At 71.1% G+C, this 14,967-nt stretch carries 15 protein-coding genes and 1 pseudogene; 9 read left to right on the forward strand and 7 right to left on the reverse strand.

Translation table 11 applies throughout. The features are described 5' to 3' along the window. Positions 1 to 176 precede the first annotated feature (176 nt). Positions 177 to 587, forward strand: a complete 411-nt coding sequence (locus J7E94_RS14950; RefSeq protein WP_215015741.1) for a rodlin — start codon at positions 177 to 179, stop codon at positions 585 to 587. A 92-nt stretch (positions 588 to 679) separates the two neighbouring features. On the opposite strand, the gene J7E94_RS14955 is transcribed toward J7E94_RS14950, so the two are convergent. Then, positions 680 to 1,321, reverse strand: a complete 642-nt coding sequence (locus J7E94_RS14955; RefSeq protein WP_215015742.1) for a vitamin K epoxide reductase family protein — start codon at positions 1,319 to 1,321, stop codon at positions 680 to 682. Positions 1,322 to 1,513: 192 nt separating this feature from the next. Here J7E94_RS14955 and J7E94_RS14960 point away from each other — a divergent pair, with 192 nt between their 5' ends. Beyond that, a complete protein-coding gene (locus tag J7E94_RS14960; RefSeq protein WP_215015743.1) occupies positions 1,514 to 2,284 on the forward strand; it encodes a DUF6227 family protein in 771 nt (256 codons plus the stop codon). A gap of 67 nt (positions 2,285 to 2,351) precedes the next feature. Here the strand turns inward: J7E94_RS14960 and J7E94_RS14965 are convergent. Continuing rightward, positions 2,352 to 2,789 (reverse strand): annotated as a pseudogene (locus J7E94_RS14965) (PfkB family carbohydrate kinase); the annotation flags it as partial. Between the two features lie 86 nt (positions 2,790 to 2,875). Beyond that, positions 2,876 to 4,453 carry an MFS transporter gene (locus J7E94_RS14970; RefSeq protein WP_215015744.1) on the reverse strand — a complete coding sequence of 526 codons (1,578 nt, stop codon included), beginning with the start codon at positions 4,451 to 4,453 and terminating at the stop codon, positions 2,876 to 2,878. 62 nt (positions 4,454 to 4,515) lie between these two features. On the opposite strand from J7E94_RS14970, the gene J7E94_RS14975 reads away from it, so the two are divergent. Then, on the forward strand, positions 4,516 to 5,454 hold the full coding sequence (locus J7E94_RS14975) for a YafY family protein (protein ID WP_215015745.1): 939 nt from the start codon (positions 4,516 to 4,518) through the stop codon (positions 5,452 to 5,454). 102 nt (positions 5,455 to 5,556) lie between these two features. On the opposite strand, the gene J7E94_RS14980 is transcribed toward J7E94_RS14975, so the two are convergent. After that, the gene (locus J7E94_RS14980) at positions 5,557 to 6,534 is read right to left on the reverse strand and encodes an RNA polymerase sigma factor RpoD/SigA (protein WP_215015746.1); all 978 of its coding nucleotides are present in this window, start codon (positions 6,532 to 6,534) and stop codon (positions 5,557 to 5,559) included. Positions 6,535 to 6,729: 195 nt separating this feature from the next. On the opposite strand from J7E94_RS14980, the gene J7E94_RS14985 reads away from it, so the two are divergent. After that, positions 6,730 to 7,260 (forward strand): GNAT family N-acetyltransferase, encoded by a 531-nt coding sequence (locus J7E94_RS14985; protein ID WP_215015748.1) that lies wholly within the window; start codon positions 6,730 to 6,732, stop codon positions 7,258 to 7,260. Positions 7,261 to 7,363: 103 nt separating this feature from the next. Continuing rightward, complete coding sequence (locus J7E94_RS14990; RefSeq protein WP_215015750.1) at positions 7,364 to 8,011, forward strand: Uma2 family endonuclease; 648 nt, start codon at positions 7,364 to 7,366, stop codon at positions 8,009 to 8,011. Here the strand turns inward: J7E94_RS14990 and J7E94_RS14995 are convergent. From J7E94_RS14995 to J7E94_RS15005, 3 genes are all read right to left on the reverse strand, one after another. Next, positions 8,008 to 8,820, reverse strand: a complete 813-nt coding sequence (locus tag J7E94_RS14995) for a dioxygenase (protein ID WP_215015751.1) — start codon at positions 8,818 to 8,820, stop codon at positions 8,008 to 8,010. The two genes, J7E94_RS14990 and J7E94_RS14995, sit on opposite strands and share 4 nt — an antisense overlap. 108 nt (positions 8,821 to 8,928) lie before the next feature. Further along, positions 8,929 to 10,479: an MFS transporter gene (locus tag J7E94_RS15000; protein WP_215015752.1), complete on the reverse strand. Its 1,551-nt coding sequence runs from the start codon at positions 10,477 to 10,479 to the stop codon at positions 8,929 to 8,931. 69 nt (positions 10,480 to 10,548) lie between these two features. Then, a complete protein-coding gene (locus J7E94_RS15005) occupies positions 10,549 to 11,310 on the reverse strand; it encodes a TetR/AcrR family transcriptional regulator (protein ID WP_374224443.1) in 762 nt (253 codons plus the stop codon). Between the two features lie 421 nt (positions 11,311 to 11,731). Between J7E94_RS15005 and J7E94_RS15010 the strand changes: the two genes are divergently transcribed. From J7E94_RS15010 to J7E94_RS15025, 4 genes are all read left to right on the forward strand, one after another. Then, positions 11,732 to 13,009: a M6 family metalloprotease domain-containing protein gene (locus tag J7E94_RS15010; protein ID WP_215015754.1), complete on the forward strand. Its 1,278-nt coding sequence runs from the start codon at positions 11,732 to 11,734 to the stop codon at positions 13,007 to 13,009. A gap of 83 nt (positions 13,010 to 13,092) precedes the next feature. Continuing rightward, positions 13,093 to 13,506: a VOC family protein gene (locus J7E94_RS15015; protein WP_215015755.1), complete on the forward strand. Its 414-nt coding sequence runs from the start codon at positions 13,093 to 13,095 to the stop codon at positions 13,504 to 13,506. A 117-nt stretch (positions 13,507 to 13,623) separates the two neighbouring features. After that, positions 13,624 to 14,253 (forward strand): glyoxalase, encoded by a 630-nt coding sequence (locus J7E94_RS15020; RefSeq protein ID WP_215015756.1) that lies wholly within the window; start codon positions 13,624 to 13,626, stop codon positions 14,251 to 14,253. 46 nt (positions 14,254 to 14,299) lie between these two features. Then, entirely contained in the window at positions 14,300 to 14,776 is a 477-nt protein-coding gene (locus tag J7E94_RS15025) for an iron chaperone (RefSeq protein WP_215015758.1), read from the forward strand. Positions 14,777 to 14,967: the final 191 nt, after the last annotated feature.

Here is a 14,967-nt window from a genome sequence, read left to right on the forward strand (position 1 = left end):
TGAGCCCTGGCGGGCTGCGTACGGCCCTTCGCGCAGGTTTCCGGAGGCCGCTCACCCGGCCGTGGAAATCCTCGTGCCCCACAGGCCGTTTGAGTGAAGCAGCGGAACCAACCCTCCGATCCGGCAGTTGACCAGGGCGCTCCATTGGCGGGCACTCGTGCGACAAAAGGATCAAGATGTTCAAGAAGTTCATGACCGCCGCCGCAGTCTCCGCCGTTGCGGTCGGTGCGGGCGCTACTGCTGCGGCTCCGGCCATGGCCATCGGGAACGACAACGGCGTCACCACCGTCAACGGCAACGGTTCCCAGCAGATCTACGGCAACCAGAAGACCAACGGCGACATGAGCCCGCAGCTCAGCCTGGTCCAGGGCACGCTGAACAAGCCCTGCATCGGCCTGCCCGCCAAGGCCAACGTGCAGTCCGTGGTCGGCCTGCTCAACATCGGCGTCCAGGACATCCCGATCGCGTCCAACCCGCAGAACCAGCAGTGCACCGAGAACTCCACCCAGGCCAAGGGTGACGAGACGCTCTCGCACATCCTCAGCAACATCCCGATCCTCTCGGGCAACCTGTCGGCCGGCAGCTGACGTTCCGCCCCCGCGGGGAGCGAGGTGACGAGGGCCCCGGCAGCATCCAGCTGCCGGGGCCCCCGCACGCGCCGCGCCGTCGGTCAGTGCCGTCAGCCGGTCCAGAAGTCCCACCACCGGGTCAGGACCAGCATGCCGATCACCCCGATGTGCAGGGCGGGCGGGGCCCAGCCGAACTCGGTGAAGAAGCCCCGTACCGGACCGGGGGCGGGCAGGACGCCCGTACGGACGTTGTGCGCGGTGACCGCCCAGAACATCAGCAGGGTGGCCACCCAGGCCAGGCAGCACCACAGGCAGAGCGCGTTGATCCCGTAGAGCGACTGGACCATCAGCCAGCTGCAGAATCCGACGCCGAAGACGGTGCCGGCGTTCAGTCCCAGCCAGAACCAGCCGCGGTAGCGGGCTCCGGCCAGCAGGCCCGCGCCGACGCACACCACGACGGCGTACGCGACCAGCCCCAGCAGGGGGTTGGGGAAGCCGAAGGCCGCCGCCTGCTCGCTCTGCATCACGCTGCCGCAGGAGACGACCGGGTTGAGACTGCAGGCGGGCTTGAAGTCCGGGTCCTCCAGCAGGAGGAACTTGTCCAGGGTGATCACCCAGGAGGCCAGCACCCCGGCCGCCCCGGTGAGGGCCAGGAGCCAGGCCAACCCCCGCGGCGCCGCTTCCTGTTCGCCCTCGTGTCGACTGCGGGGCCGCTCCTGTTGGCGGGGAACGCCCACTGTATTCGTTGCCATGCGGCCCATAGTCCCGCGCTCCCCCACAGAGCGGGCCCAACCATGCCCATCCATATGCAAGTTGACCTGAAGGGGTGGCGGGAACCCCTGACACTTCCCGGACGTTTTACCGAACCCCGGACGTGATGTCAGAGCCAGGGGCTACGTTGAGCTTCCGCGAAGTGACAAGCTGCGACGGCCTGGAGACCCACCTTGAGCGATCCGTACGAGACAACCGAGGCGCACCTCGACCGACTCCTCGGCTGCGCCCTGAACTCCTTCGACCTGCCGGACCGGTTGGTCGAGCGCCTCGGCACGGCGCTCGCCCACAGCTCTTCGCTCTACACCGCCCACCAGAGCCCGGCGCTCGGGGTCTGGCGGGAGACCCGCCGGCACACCTACCTGCTGGCCGACGGCGGTTCGGTGTCGCTGTGGGAGCTGGCGTACCGGCAGGAGGGCGACCGGACGGTCCGCCACGAGATCTTCGCGAGCAAGGCGGAAGTCTGCATGGCCGTGTCCCGGCTGTTCGGGGAGGTCCCGGCCGAGGCCGCCCTGGACCCGGCGCTGCTGCCCGGTGACGGCGAGGAGGACCACGACGTGTCGGCATTGAGCGCGTTCTTCGCGGCCTCGGCGTCGGTGCGGCGCCACCGGGAGTACGCGGTGGGGCAGTCCGCCGACCACGCCCGGCGGCTGCTGCGGCGCGCGGAGAACGCGGACCGGCCCGGCGAGCCGGTGGCGGCGCTGCTGCGGTCGGCGTACGGCCACCAGATCACGCAGGCGTTCGGCCCGCGGCAGTGCCTGTCGGACGGGCGGGACGCCGGTTTCAGTCTGTACGAGCACGCCTTCGTCCTGCTGGACGGGAGCGAGGTCAGCCTGTGGGAGGTCGAGCACACGGCGACGCCGGACGGGCGGCACATGTGCGAGGTCTACGAGAGCGAGGAGGCCGCGCGCGAAGCCATGGAGGCCCGCGCGCGGGTCCGGTGACGCCGCCGGTCAGGTGACGCCGCCGGTGCGGTGAGGCTCCCCGTGCGGTGAGGCTGCCGGCCCGCGGTCAGACAGCGGTGGCGCCCGTCGTCCTCGGCATGGCGGAGACCGGGAGGTCCAGGCGCAGGTCCCGAGTGGTGCGGACCGCGCCGGCGCGCAGGTCCGAGGGGGTCGGCATGGCGCTGCCGGGAAGCTGGACCGCGGCCGCGCCGTGGGCCAGGGCCGAGGCGAGGGCGTCGGGGCCGGTGCCTCCCGCTATCAGGAAGCCGGCCAGGGCGGCGTCGCCCGCGCCGACGTTGCTGCGGACCCGGTCCGGGGAGACGGGTGCCGTGCCGTAGTAGGTGCCCTCCGCGGAGGCGAGGAGCTGACCGTCCCCGCCGAGGGAGGCCAGCGCGGCGCCCGCGCCCAGGGAGCGCAGCTCTTCGGCCGCCTTGACGGCGTCGCCGAAGGTGGCCGGCGGCCGGCCGACCGCTTCGGCGAGCTCCTGTGCGTTCGGCTTGATGACGTACGCGAGAAATAGGGCCAAAACAAAGGGAACCGGACATGCCCGCCCACAGGAGCGGGCATGTCCGTGCCGTGGACCGACGGACCTCAGGCCACCGGGACCTTTTCGGCGGCAGGGCCGGCGTGCTCGGTGCCGCCCTCGCGCTGCTCGACCGGGATGGACTTGCGCGGCAGCATGAACATCACCGCGAAGATCACGACCAGGACGGCCACGACCCACCACAGTGCGCCGCGGAAGGCGTCGACGTACGGCGGACCGAGGACCATGTCGTCGTCGATCAGGCCGAAGAAGACGACGGAGGTCAGACCGAGGCCGAGCGCGTTGCCCATCTGCCCCGTGGTGTTGATCAGGCCGGAGGCCGATCCGGCGTGCTCGCGCGGCACCTGGGACAGCACGGTGTCGGTGAGCGGGGCGACGATCAGGCCCATGCCGATGCCCATGACGATCAGCGGGGCCGCCATCTGCCAGGAGGCGATCTCCATACCGTAGTGGTCGGACTCCCAGATGTAGAGGAGCAGGCCCGCGGCCATGGTCAGCGCACCCGCCTGGAGCACCTTGCGGCCGAAGCGCGGGACGAGCTTCTGGACGGACAGGCCCGCCGCGGCCGAGACGGCCAGGGAGAAGGGGATGCCGGTGGTGCCGGCGCGCAGGGCGCTCCAGCCGAGGCCCATCTGCATGTACAGCGTCCAGACCAGGAAGAAGATGCCGGTCGCGATGCCGAAGGTCAGCTGGACGGCGATACCGCCGGCGAAGCTCTTGACCTTGAAGAGGGAGAGCTCGACGAGCGGGGAGCCGTCCTTCTTGATCTTGTACTTCTCGTACGCGATGAAGCCGGCGAAGACGAACGGCACAGCCCCCATGGACAGGAAGCCCCACAGCGGCCAGTCGTTCTCCCGGCCGTGGGTGAGCGGGAAGATCAGCATGACCAGGCCGACGGTGGCGAGCACGACGCCGACCAGGTCGAGGCGCAGGGCTTGGGGGGCCTTGGACTCGGTGATGAACTTGCGGCCCAGGAGCACGCCGGCGATGCCGACGGGCAGGTTGATCAGGAAGATCGGGCGCCATTCGAGGCCGAAGAGGTCCCATTCGGTGAGCAGCGCGCCGAGCATCGGGCCCGAGACGGCGCCGAGGCCCACGATCGCGCCGAACATGCCGAAGACCTTGCCGCGCTCGTGCGGCGGGAAGGTGACGTGGATGATCGCCAGCACCTGCGGGACCATCATGGCCGCCATGGCGCCCTGGAGGATGCGGGAGGCGACGAGCATGGAGGGGTTGGCCGCGATGCCGCAGAGCAGCGAGGCGGCGGTGAAGCCCGCGATGCCGATGAGGAAGAGGCGCTTGCGGCCGAAGATGTCACCGAGACGGCCGCCGGTGATGAGGCCCGCGGCGAAGGCGAGGGCGTAGCCGGCGGTGATCCACTGGATGGCGCTGGTGGAGGCACCGAAGTTCTGGCGCATGCTGGGTATCGCTATGTTGACGATCGTGACGTCGACCAGGTCCATGAAGGCCGCGGTCATCACGATGGCGAGCGCCAGCCAGCGGCGCCGGTCGGCCGGCGTCGCCGCCGGCGCTTGCGGGCTCGGTGTGTCTGCGTCTGTCCGCTCTTCTTCTCGTACGGGCCCGTTCTCTCTTTCGGGCGATTTCTTGGACGTCTCGGTGGTCATGGAGAGAAACCTAGACGGGAAGTAGGTCAACAGGTGTCCTACTTCGCTGGCAACCTGGTGGCATGACCGACACTCCGGCACGGCTCCTCTCGCTGCTGTCCCTGCTCCAGACCCCGCGCGAATGGCCCGGCAGCGAGCTGGCGGAGCGGCTGCGGGTGAGCTCGCGGACCATCCGGCGGGACATCGAACGGCTGCGGGACCTCGGGTATCCGGTGGAGTCCACGCTGGGCTCGGAGGGCGGATACCGGCTGGTGGCGGGCGCGGCGATGCCGCCTCTGCTGCTGGACGACGAGGAGGCGGTGGCGATCGCGGTGGGGCTGCGGGCGGGTGCCGGGCATGCGATCGAGGGGGTCGAGGAGGCCTCCGTACGGGCCCTGGCCAAGCTGGAGCAGGTCCTTCCGTCGCGGCTGCGGCACCGGGTGAGCGCGCTGCAGTCGGCCACGAGTGCGCTGACGCGGGGCGACGGGGCGACCGTGGATCCGCACACGCTGACGACGATGGCGTCGGCGGTGGCGGGGCCGGAGCGGCTGCGGTTCGCGTACCGGGCGCGGGACGGGGTGCGGTCGCGGCGGCTGGTGGAGCCGTACCGGCTGGTGAGCACGGGGAGCCGGTGGTACCTGGTGGCCTTCGACCTGGAGCGGGAGGACTGGCGGACCTTCCGGGTGGACCGGGTGGCCGAGGCGTTCGCCACGGGGGCGCGGTTCGCTCCGCGGGAGCTGCCGATGGATCCGGTCGCGTTCGTACGGAGGGGGCTGCGGGGCGGGGAGACGTACGCGGTGGAGGTGAGCTTCGCGGCGGAGCCGGGGGCGCTGCCGGAGTGGCTGCGGTCCATGGCGCTGCCGGGCGGGGACGCGCGGACCCTGGTCCGCTTCGACAGCGGAGACGCCCCGGAGTGGCTGGCGGCCCGCCTTGCCCTGTCGGGCCTGCCGTTCACGGTCCACGCCCCACCCGCCCTCGCCGCGGCCGCCCGCGAACTCGGCGCCCGCCTGACCGCGGCCTGACCCGGCCTCTGGGGCCCCCGCCCCGGGGCGGGGGCCGGGCAGGGGGGAGCCCCGGCGCCTGGGGGGGGGTAGGCACCGGGGCTCGTCTGGGGGGCGGCCGCGCTAGGCCACGGCGTCGAAGCCCGTGTCCCGCGCCATCCGCTTCAGCTCCAGCAGCGCGTGCTTCTCGATCTGGCGGATCCGCTCCCGGGTCAGACCGTGCTGCTTGCCGACCTCCGTCAAGGTCCGCTCACGGCCGTCCTCGATGCCGTACCGCATCTTGATGATCGACGCGGTGCGCTGGTCGAGCTTCCCGAGCAGGTCCTCGAGCTCCTCGCTGCGCAGGAGGGAGAGGACGGACTGCTCCGGCGAGATCGCCGAGGTGTCCTCCAGCAGGTCGCCGAACTGCGTGTCGCCTTCGTCGTCCACCGACATGTTGAGGCTGACCGGGTCGCGCGCCCAGTCCAGTACGTCACCCACCCGCTTCTCCGTGGTGTCCAGCTCGGCGGCGATCTCCGCGTGCTCCGGGTCGCGGCCGTTCTCGCGGTTGAACTCGCGCTGGATGCGGCGGATCCGGCCGAGCTCCTCGACCAGGTGGACGGGGAGGCGGATGGTGCGGGACTGGTCCGCGATGGAGCGGGTGATCGCCTGGCGGATCCACCACGTCGCGTACGTGGAGAACTTGAAGCCCTTGGTGTAGTCGAACTTCTCGACCGCGCGGACCAAGCCGGCGTTGCCCTCCTGGATCAGGTCCAGGAGCGGCAGTCCGCTGCGCGGGTAGCGGCGGGCGACGGCCACCACGAGGCGGAGGTTGGAACGGATGAAGATTTCCTTGGCGCGCTCGCCTTCGGCGGCCAGCGCCTCCAGCTCCTCGCGCGAGGGGGTCTTCGCGGACGGCTCGGTCACCCCGTCGAGGATCTGCTGGGCGTAGACGCCCGCCTCGATGATCTGGGAGAGCTCCACTTCCTTGGCCGCGTCGAGCAGCGGGGTGCGCGCGATCTCGTCCAGGTACATGCCGACCAGGTCGCGGTCTGCGATCTCCCCGCCCCCGGCGCGAGCGCTGCTCGCGGACTGACGACGGGCGACGGCGCGGGTTGCCATGCGTGCTCCCTTGCGATGAGTTCGGTCGCGGTGCGGCTGCAGGACGCCACCGGTGGTGCGGTGGGGCGTCCCCGGACACTCTCCCGAGTGCCCGCATCCGAAGGAAACAACGACTGGAATCGGGACAGAATTCCCACGCCGCTCCCTGTTTTCCGAGATCTTGCAGTATCCTGCCCCGCCACGAGAGGGGGCACGATGTCGCCAGAGCCCGAAGAGCTGCAGGTCAGGCCCGGGACGGAGGCCGATCTGCCGACCCTCACCGATGTGTACAACCACTACGTCCGTGAGACCGCCGTCACGTTCGACACCGCCGTGTTCACTCCGGAACAGCGCCGCCCGTGGCTGCATTCCTACTCGGAGGACGGCCCTCACCGCCTTCTGGTTGCCTGGAGCAGCCGGCGAATCGCCGGCTACGCGACAAGCAGTCGATTCCGTCCGAAACCGGCCTATGCGTCGTCCGTGGAGACGAGCGTCTACCTCGCCCCGCACGCGGTGGGCCGGGGCATCGGGACCGCGCTTTACGGCGCCCTCTTCGCGGCCCTGGCCAAGGAGCCGGTCCACCGGGCCTTCGCCGGGATAGCCCTCCCGAACGAGGCCTCGATCCGCCTGCACGAACGATTCGGCTTCCGCCGGATCGGGGATTTCACGGAGGCGGGCTGGAAATTCGACCGGTACTGGGACGTGGGCTGGTACGAGAAGCCCCTGGGCCCCCACCCGTCCGGGTGAGGCTCGGGCATATTCCTGTGGCACGGGACAACCCCTCCGTAGCGTCGGAGAGTCGCTTGTGCCGCCCGGTCGGCGACGCCCACACTCAGAGGAGGTGCTGCACATGACCGCTCTCGCCCACGAGACGCTGGAGGCCGTAATGCCGAAGGTCGCGACTCCCCCGTCGGACCTTGACGACGTCCTGTGGCAGGCATGGAAGGCCATGGAACTCCCCGAGGGCTACCACGCCGAGATCGTCGAGGGGTTCATCGAGGTGTCACCCACGGGTCGCTACTCACACGGCCAGATCTCGAACCGGCTGCGCCGCGCCCTCGACAGATTCCTGGACGGCAGCGAGTTCGCCGCATACCAGGACGTCAATGTCATCCATAGACGCAAGGTGTGGATCCCGGATGTGTTCATCGCCCTGGAGGATGCCGAAGAACACATCATCGAGGATGGCCTCGGGATCGACGCCTCCGGCGTGGAGCTGATCGCCGAGGTGGTGTCACCCGGCAAGGAGAGCCTCGACCGGGACCGCGACCGCAAACGGCGTGCGTACGCGAGGGCCGGGATCCCCGTATACCTGATCATCGACGACTACGACGGCCAGGGCAGCGTCAGAGTGCTGTCCGACCCCGCCCCCGACAAGGCGCGCTACGAGTCTGAGGCGCGGCTGCCCTACGGCACCGAAGTGACCATCCCCGAAGGACCGGCCAAAGGGTTCGCGATCACAAAATCAATCACTGGGGCCCCGCGGGACAAGGCCTAGCCGAACTGGAGCGAGCGCTTCGAGAGGCCCATCCAGAAGCCGTCCACCGTGTCGCGGCGGGCGGTGAGGTCGCCGGAAGCTTCCGCGGCGCCCAGGGTGACGAAGAGCGGGGCGAAGTGTTCCGTGCGGGGGTGGGCCAGGCGGCCGGACGGGGATTTGGCCTCGAAGTCGAGCAGGGAGTCCAGGTCGCCGGCGGCCAGGGCCTCGTGGCCCCACGCGTCGAACTCCGCCGACCAGGCGGGTACGCCCGTGTGCCGCAGGGCGGCGAGGTTGTGGGTGAAGAAGCCGCTCCCGACGATCAGAACCCCCTCGTCGCGCAGGGGGGCCAGCTTGCGGCCGATGTCCATCAGTCGGCGCGGGTCCAGCGTCGGCATGGAGATCTGGAGGACCGGTACGTCGGCCTCCGGGAACATCTCGACGAGGGGGACGTACGCGCCGTGGTCGAGGCCCCGGTCGGGTATGTCCTGGACGGGGGTGCCCGGGGCCTGGAGGAGCCCCCGGACCGAGGCGGCGAGCCGCGGGGCGCCCGGGGCCTCGTAGCGGACCTCGTAGTAGTGCTCGGGGAAACCCCAGAAGTCGTAGACGAGCGGGACCCGTTCGGTGGCGCCGAGGGCGAGCGGGGCCTCCTCCCAGTGGGCGGAGACCATCAGGATCGCCGTCGGCCGCGGAAGGGTCGCGGACCAGGCGGCCAGTTCGCCCGGCCAGACCGGGTCGTCCGCGAGCGGCGGGGCTCCGTGGCTGAGGTAGAGCGCCGGCATGCGGGTCCCCTGCGGGGCCGCGCCCGGTGAGGTGGGGGGTACAGGGGTCATGGGGGCGCTCCTCCGTCGTCGGTGCAGGGCCGCACGAAAAGACTAACCCCACTTGGTTCAAATTTGAACCAAGTGGGGTCTTCAGTCATTCCCGTACGGGCGCCCCGGTCAGTGGGCGATCACCGGGATCTGGACCTCGGCGTCCTTGGCGGCACCGGAGCCGGAGGCCGGACCGGAGGCCACCGGGCCGCCCGCGCCCGGACGGCCGGTGTTGATCAGGGTCAGCGCGATGGTCGAGCTCGCAGCCAGGATGCCGACCGCCCACCAGATGGCGGTGGAGTAGCCCTCGACCATGGCCTGCGCCTGGATCAGCTTGGCCGCCGCACCGCCGCCGGCGGCGTCGGCCGCGTGGTCGGTCAGGTACGCGGTGGTCGCCGAGGCGGCGATGGTGTTCAGCAGCGCGGTGCCGATGGCGCCGCCGACCTGCTGCGAGGTGTTGACCATGGCGGAGGCGACCCCGGCGTCGGCCGGGTTCACCCCGTGCGTGGCCAGGGACATGGCCGGCATGAACGCGGTACCCATGCCGAGGCCGAGCAGCAGCTGCGCCGGCAGGATCAGCGCCGGGTACGAGGACCCGACCTCGAGCTGGGTCAGCAGCAGCATGCCGGTGGCGGCGAGCAGGAAGCCCGGGCCCATCAGCAGGCGCGGCGCGACCCGGGTCATCAGGCGGGCGCCGATCTGGGTGGAGCCCGTGATCATGCCGGCGATCATCGGCAGGAAGGCGAAGCCGGTCTTGACGGGCGAGAAGCCCTTCACGACCTGGAGGTAGTAGGTGAGGAAGAGGAACAGGCCGAACATGGCGATGACTGCCAGGCCGAGCGAGAGGTAGACACCGCCGCGGTTGCGCTCCAGCAGGACGCGCAGCGGCAGCAGCGGGGACTTGACCAGGGCCTCGGTGAGCACGAAGCCCAGCAGCAGGACCGCCGCGGCGACGAACATCAGGATGGTCACGACGTCCGACCAGCCGGCCGACTCGGCGCGCGTGAAGCCGTACACCAGCGAGACGAGACCGAGCGTGGACAGGACCACGCCGGGGATGTCGAGCGGCGCGCGGTTGCGGGAGCCGGCGGGCTCGCGGATGACCAGCCAGGCACCCGCGGCCGCGATGATCGCGAAGGGGATGTTGACGAAGAAGGTCCAGCGCCAGTTGAGGTACTCGGTGAGGAAGCCGCCGAGGATCAGACCGACGGCGCCGCCGCCGCCCGCGATCGCTCCGTAGATGCCGAAGGCCTTGGCGCGCTCCTTGGCGTCGGTGAACATGACGGCGAGCAGCGAGAGGGCCGCCGGCGCGAGCAGTGCGCCGAAGGCGCCTTGGAGGGCGCGGGCGCCCAGCATCATGGCCTCGCCGTTGGCGGCGCCGCCGAGCGCGGAGGCCAGCGCGAAGCCGGCGAGGCCGACGACGAAGGCGTTCTTACGGCCCCACTTGTCGGCGATGCGGCCGCCGAAGAGGAGCAGTCCGCCGAAGGCCAGCGCGTACGCGGTGATGACCCACTGGCGGTTGCCGTCGGAGATGCCGAGGTCGGTCTGGGCGGAGGGGAGGGCGATGTTCACGATGGTCGCGTCGAGGACGACCATCAGCTGCGCCAGGGCTATGAAGACGAGCGCCTTCCAGCGGCTGGGGTCGGCAGCCGACGGCGGTGTCGCGGCTGTTTTCGGCATGGGGGTACCCACTTCACTGTGCGGAATGACTGAAAAGGACTGCTGGTCGGTTCGGAAAGCTCGGTGGCGTCACATGGTCTTCTGCTTCAGATCGTCCAGCGTGGCGGCCGAACCCGGCAGTTCGGAGCGGGCCGGGGCCCTCAGCCCGTCGAGGAACAGCTGGAGATGGCGGTGGGCGAAGCGGTCGGTCTCGAAGCAGGCGGTGCCGGGGAGGGGGCGGCTGAGCTGGGACATGGCGATCGTCAGGTCGCCGGCGCCGATGTCCGTGCGGATCAGGCCGGCGTCCTGGCCGGCGGCCAGCAGGGTCTCGATGGCCGCACCCAACGCGTTGCGGGCGGCGAGGAGTTCGGGGTGGTCGCGGTCGAAGTCGTCGGCGAGCATGGGGCAGAGGGCGCCGATCCGCTCGTCGGCGGCGGTGTGCGTGAAGCGGCACAGCGCGGCGAAGGCGTCCGGCTCCTCGGCGAGGGCCGCCTCGGCCGAGGAGGTGACCCGCGCCATGACGAAGAGGACGACCTCGCGGACGAGGGTGGGGCGGTCGGGGAAGTGCCGGTAGAGGGTGGCGTTCCCGATGCCCGCGCGGCGGGCGATCTCGTCGAAGGGGGCGCCGGAGCCGAACTCGACGAGCATCTCGCGGGCGGCCGTCAGGATCCGCTCGCGGTTGCGGACGGCGTCGGCGCGCGGACGCGGGAGCGCCCTGGAGTCGGCGGGCTGCGCCGGGTCGGCGGCGGGCGCCGCCTTCGCGGTCCCCGCCGGGCTTCCGGTGCGCGCCGGGCTCGCCGTGCGCGCCGGGCTCGCGGCCGGCGCCGCCTTCACGGCCGGCGCCGCCTTCACGGCCGGCGCCGCCTTCACGGCCCGGGCCACGCTTGCCGCCGGCGCCGCCTTCGCGGTCCGCGCCAGGCTTCCGGTGCGCGCCGAGCTCGCGGCCTGTGCCAGGTCCACGGTCGCGCCCGCGACGGGCAGGGGCGCCGGGGCGGCGGTGCTGGGGCGCTTCATTCCGGGCCTCCCTGGCGCGCTGACGCGCTGGTCGATGCGTACGGCCTCGCCCAAACGGGGAGCCGGTCCCCACTTCGTGGGACTCACGTACAAACGGGGATCCGGTCCCCGGATATTTCACTCGCCCGTGTGACCTGAGTCACGACGGGAACCACGTTCGGCCTCTCCCGGCGCGCGGGCGCGCCGCCGCCGTCGGAGGGTGATCGAACAGAGCGCAGACCGGGCAGGGCCGGCTGCCGCGCACCCGAAGGCGATCTCCATGCCGCAGACCCGCCACCGGATACGCAGATCACGCCGCACCAGTGCGTACATCGGCCTGACCGCGCTGGCCTTCGGCGTCACGGCGACCGCGAGCACGGGGATACCCGGCCGCCCCCACTCGGCGGCCGGGCCCGTGGCCATGACCGCCGAATCGGTTCTCGCGCCGTGCCGGATCGCCGGCACGATGGGCGTGCAGATGTCCGAGGGTTTGCCGACGCCGGCCGTCTACTCCCACTCGACCGGCGAGGTCCGGGCGCTGAACCTGATGATCGACTTCCCCGACGCCAAGGGCGAGGGCACGGCGCTCGACCGGCTGGCGGAGTTCTTCCCCAAGACCTCCGAGTGGTTCCGCACCAGCTCCTACGGCCGGCTCAGCTACCGGCCCGAGGCGCCGATAAGGACCTGGCTGCGCATGCCCATGCCGTTCGCGGCGTACGGGATCGAGCGCGGGGCCGCGTACGAGCCCGGCTACCGGCAGCTCGTCGAGCACATCGCGAAGGCCGCCGATTCCGAGGTGGACTTCAGCCGGTACGACCTGATCAACATCCTGGTGACCCCGAACGCCGGGCCGTCCGCCCTCGACACGGTCCTGTCCGTGACCTTCTCGGGCAACGGCGAGGCGCCGATGGCCGACGGGGTGCCGCTCGCGAACACGTCCTTCGTCTTCAGCCGCCAGGACGACGGCTCGGGCGCTTACCGGGATACCGGCTACCGGGTGCTCCCCCACGAGAACGGGCACGTCTTCGGCCTGCCCGACCTGTACACCGCCGACGGCGGGGGCACGGTCGGACACTGGGACATCATGAGCGAGGACTGGGGCGCCAACAACGACCTGCTGGGCTGGCACAAGTGGAAGCTGGGCTGGCTGGACGGGGCGCAGATCAGCTGCGCGTCGAAGTCGGGCGCCAGCGACCACACCCTGTCGCCGCTGGCGGTGGCGGGCGGGACGAAGCTGGCCTTCGTACCGCTGTCGGAAAGCACCGGGTACGCGGTGGAGGTGCGGACGCGGGCCGGGAACGACGAGGCCGTCTGCAAGCCGGGCGTCCTCATCTACAAGGTGGACTCGGACGTGGACACCGGACGCGGCCCGGTGACGGTGTCGGACAGCGCGGGCGCGAGCGGCGGCTGCACGCGGCGGCCCAATGTGCACGCGGAACTGTCGGACGCGCCGTTCCGGCCGGGCGAGACGTTCACCGACGAGAAGGCGGGCGTCAGCATCTCGGTGGTGGGGGAACTGCGCAACGGCAGCTACCAGGTGCGCATCATCCGGCCGTAGGCGCGGTCGGTACCGCGCCGGACCGGCCCGCCGACCCGGATGGGCGAAGCGCCCTTCACCGAGCGGGAGTTAACGTTTCGGCCATGGACATCAGCATTCGCACGACCGCCCTCCCGCACGTCGACCCGGACGCCTCGCTGGCCTTCTACCGCGACGCCCTCGGCTTCGAGGTCCGCAGCGACGTCGGACAGGGCGCGATGCGCTGGATCACGGTCGGCCCCGTCGACCAGCCCGGCACCTCCATCCTCCTGGCGCCGCCGGCCGCCGACCCCGGGATCACCGAGGACGAGCGCCGCACCATCCTCGAAATGATGGCCAAGGGCACCTACGGCTGGATCCTGCTGGCCACCCGCGACCTCGACCGCACCTTCGAGAAGGTGCGGGCCGCAGACGCCGAGGTCGTCCAGGAGCCGACCGCGCAGCCGTACGGCATGCGCGACTGCGCCTTCCGCGATCCCGCGGGCAACCTGATCCGCATCCAAGAGCTCCGCGCCTGAGCGACCTCGCGCGACGGCTGCGACGGAGACGATGCCGTCCCGTCTGACGCAACAGGTGACAGGACCGGTCAGGAATCGAGAAGCACCGGGGGCCGCGCCGCGCCTAGCGTGAGGGACATGAACCCCCTCGCATCCGTCACCCTCGAGGTGGCCGACCCCACGGCCGCCGACCGCTTCTACACCGCCTTCGGGCTGGGCGCTCAGGTACGAATGCGGTCCTCGGAGGCGCCGACGACCGGCTTCCGCGGGTTCACGCTGGCGCTCACCGTGTCCCAGCCGGCCACCGTCCGCGCCTTCATGGACGCCGCCCTCGACGCCGGCGCCACGGCGCTGAAGCCGGCCTCGAAGTCCTTCTGGGGCTACGGCGGCGTCGTGCAGGCCCCGGACGGGACGGTCTGGAAGGTCGCGTCGTCGGCGAAGAAGGACAGCGGCCCGGCCACCCGGCAGATCGACGAGACCGTGCTCCTGCTGGGCACCGCGGACATGAAGGCGAGCAAGCAGTTCTACGTCGACCGCGGCCTCGCCGTGGCCAAGAGCTACGGCCGCAAGTACGTCGAGTTCGCCGCGCAGGCGGGCGCCGTGAAGCTGGCCCTGTACCCGCGCCACGCCCTGGCCAAGGACCTCGGCCTCCCGATCGACGGCACCGGATCCCACCGGATCGTGCTCGGCACCGATTCCGGTCCCTTCACCGACCCGGACGGCTTCGCCTGGGAGGCCGCACCGGTGGCAGCCACGCCCACGCCCTGACCCGTCACGGCACCGCACGCCCCGCACGATGAAAGAGGAGACCGCAATGCAGTCCGCGCAGACGGCCCCCAAGAGCACCAGCCCGGCCGACGAGAAGTACGACGGGTTCACGGAAGAGGAGCGGGGCGCGATGAAGGAGCGCGCCCAGGAGCTCAAGGCGGCCTCGCGCCGGGGCGCGCGCGCTCCCAAGGCGGACCCGGAGATCGAGGTCCTCGCGAAGATCGCCGAGATGCCGGAAACGGACCGCGTCCTCGCCGAACGCCTCCACGCCATCGTCAAGGCCGGCGCGCCGGACCTCGCGCCGAAGCTCTGGTACGGGATGCCCGCGTACGCCAGAAACGGCAAGGTCGTCTGCTTCTTCCAGAGCGCGCAGAAGTTCAAGACGCGCTACGCGACGCTCGGCTTCAGCGACCAGGCGAACCTCGACCAAGGCGCCATGTGGCCGACCTCGTACGCCCTGACGCACCTGACCCCGGCCGGCGAAGCCCGTATCGGCGAGCTCCTCAAGAAGGCCGCGAACTGAGCGCGCCGCGCCCGACCTCCGCCGACCGCCTCCGCGTTCTCGGCCGCCCGCCGTGTCGCGCGTTCACGTGATCGGGCCGGCAGGCGCGCTCACCCGTCGCCATCCCGCGAACGGGTGATGTCTCGCCCTCTCGGCACAAGGCAGGCTCCCCACTGACCGGAGCACGCTACTGAGCGGGGGATGAGCCAGCC

The organism is Streptomyces sp. ISL-94, from assembly GCF_018614075.1.
Classification (GTDB): Bacteria; Actinomycetota; Actinomycetes; order Streptomycetales; family Streptomycetaceae; genus Streptomyces.

Coding starts and splice junctions, on each gene's coding strand:
- J7E94_RS14950 (WP_215015741.1), top strand. CDS start 177: ATGTTCAAGAAGTTCATGACCGCCGCCGCAGTCTCCGCCGTTGCGGTC.
- J7E94_RS14955 (WP_215015742.1), bottom strand. CDS start 1,321: ATGGCAACGAATACAGTGGGCGTTCCCCGCCAACAGGAGCGGCCCCGC.
- J7E94_RS14970 (WP_215015744.1), bottom strand. CDS start 4,453: ATGACCACCGAGACGTCCAAGAAATCGCCCGAAAGAGAGAACGGGCCC.
- J7E94_RS14975 (WP_215015745.1), top strand. CDS start 4,516: ATGACCGACACTCCGGCACGGCTCCTCTCGCTGCTGTCCCTGCTCCAG.
- J7E94_RS14980 (WP_215015746.1), bottom strand. CDS start 6,534: ATGGCAACCCGCGCCGTCGCCCGTCGTCAGTCCGCGAGCAGCGCTCGC.
- J7E94_RS14985 (WP_215015748.1), top strand. CDS start 6,730: ATGTCGCCAGAGCCCGAAGAGCTGCAGGTCAGGCCCGGGACGGAGGCC.
- J7E94_RS14990 (WP_215015750.1), top strand. CDS start 7,364: ATGACCGCTCTCGCCCACGAGACGCTGGAGGCCGTAATGCCGAAGGTC.
- J7E94_RS14995 (WP_215015751.1), bottom strand. CDS start 8,820: ATGACCCCTGTACCCCCCACCTCACCGGGCGCGGCCCCGCAGGGGACC.
- J7E94_RS15000 (WP_215015752.1), bottom strand. CDS start 10,479: ATGCCGAAAACAGCCGCGACACCGCCGTCGGCTGCCGACCCCAGCCGC.
- J7E94_RS15010 (WP_215015754.1), top strand. CDS start 11,732: ATGCCGCAGACCCGCCACCGGATACGCAGATCACGCCGCACCAGTGCG.
- J7E94_RS15015 (WP_215015755.1), top strand. CDS start 13,093: ATGGACATCAGCATTCGCACGACCGCCCTCCCGCACGTCGACCCGGAC.
- J7E94_RS15020 (WP_215015756.1), top strand. CDS start 13,624: ATGAACCCCCTCGCATCCGTCACCCTCGAGGTGGCCGACCCCACGGCC.
- J7E94_RS15025 (WP_215015758.1), top strand. CDS start 14,300: ATGCAGTCCGCGCAGACGGCCCCCAAGAGCACCAGCCCGGCCGACGAG.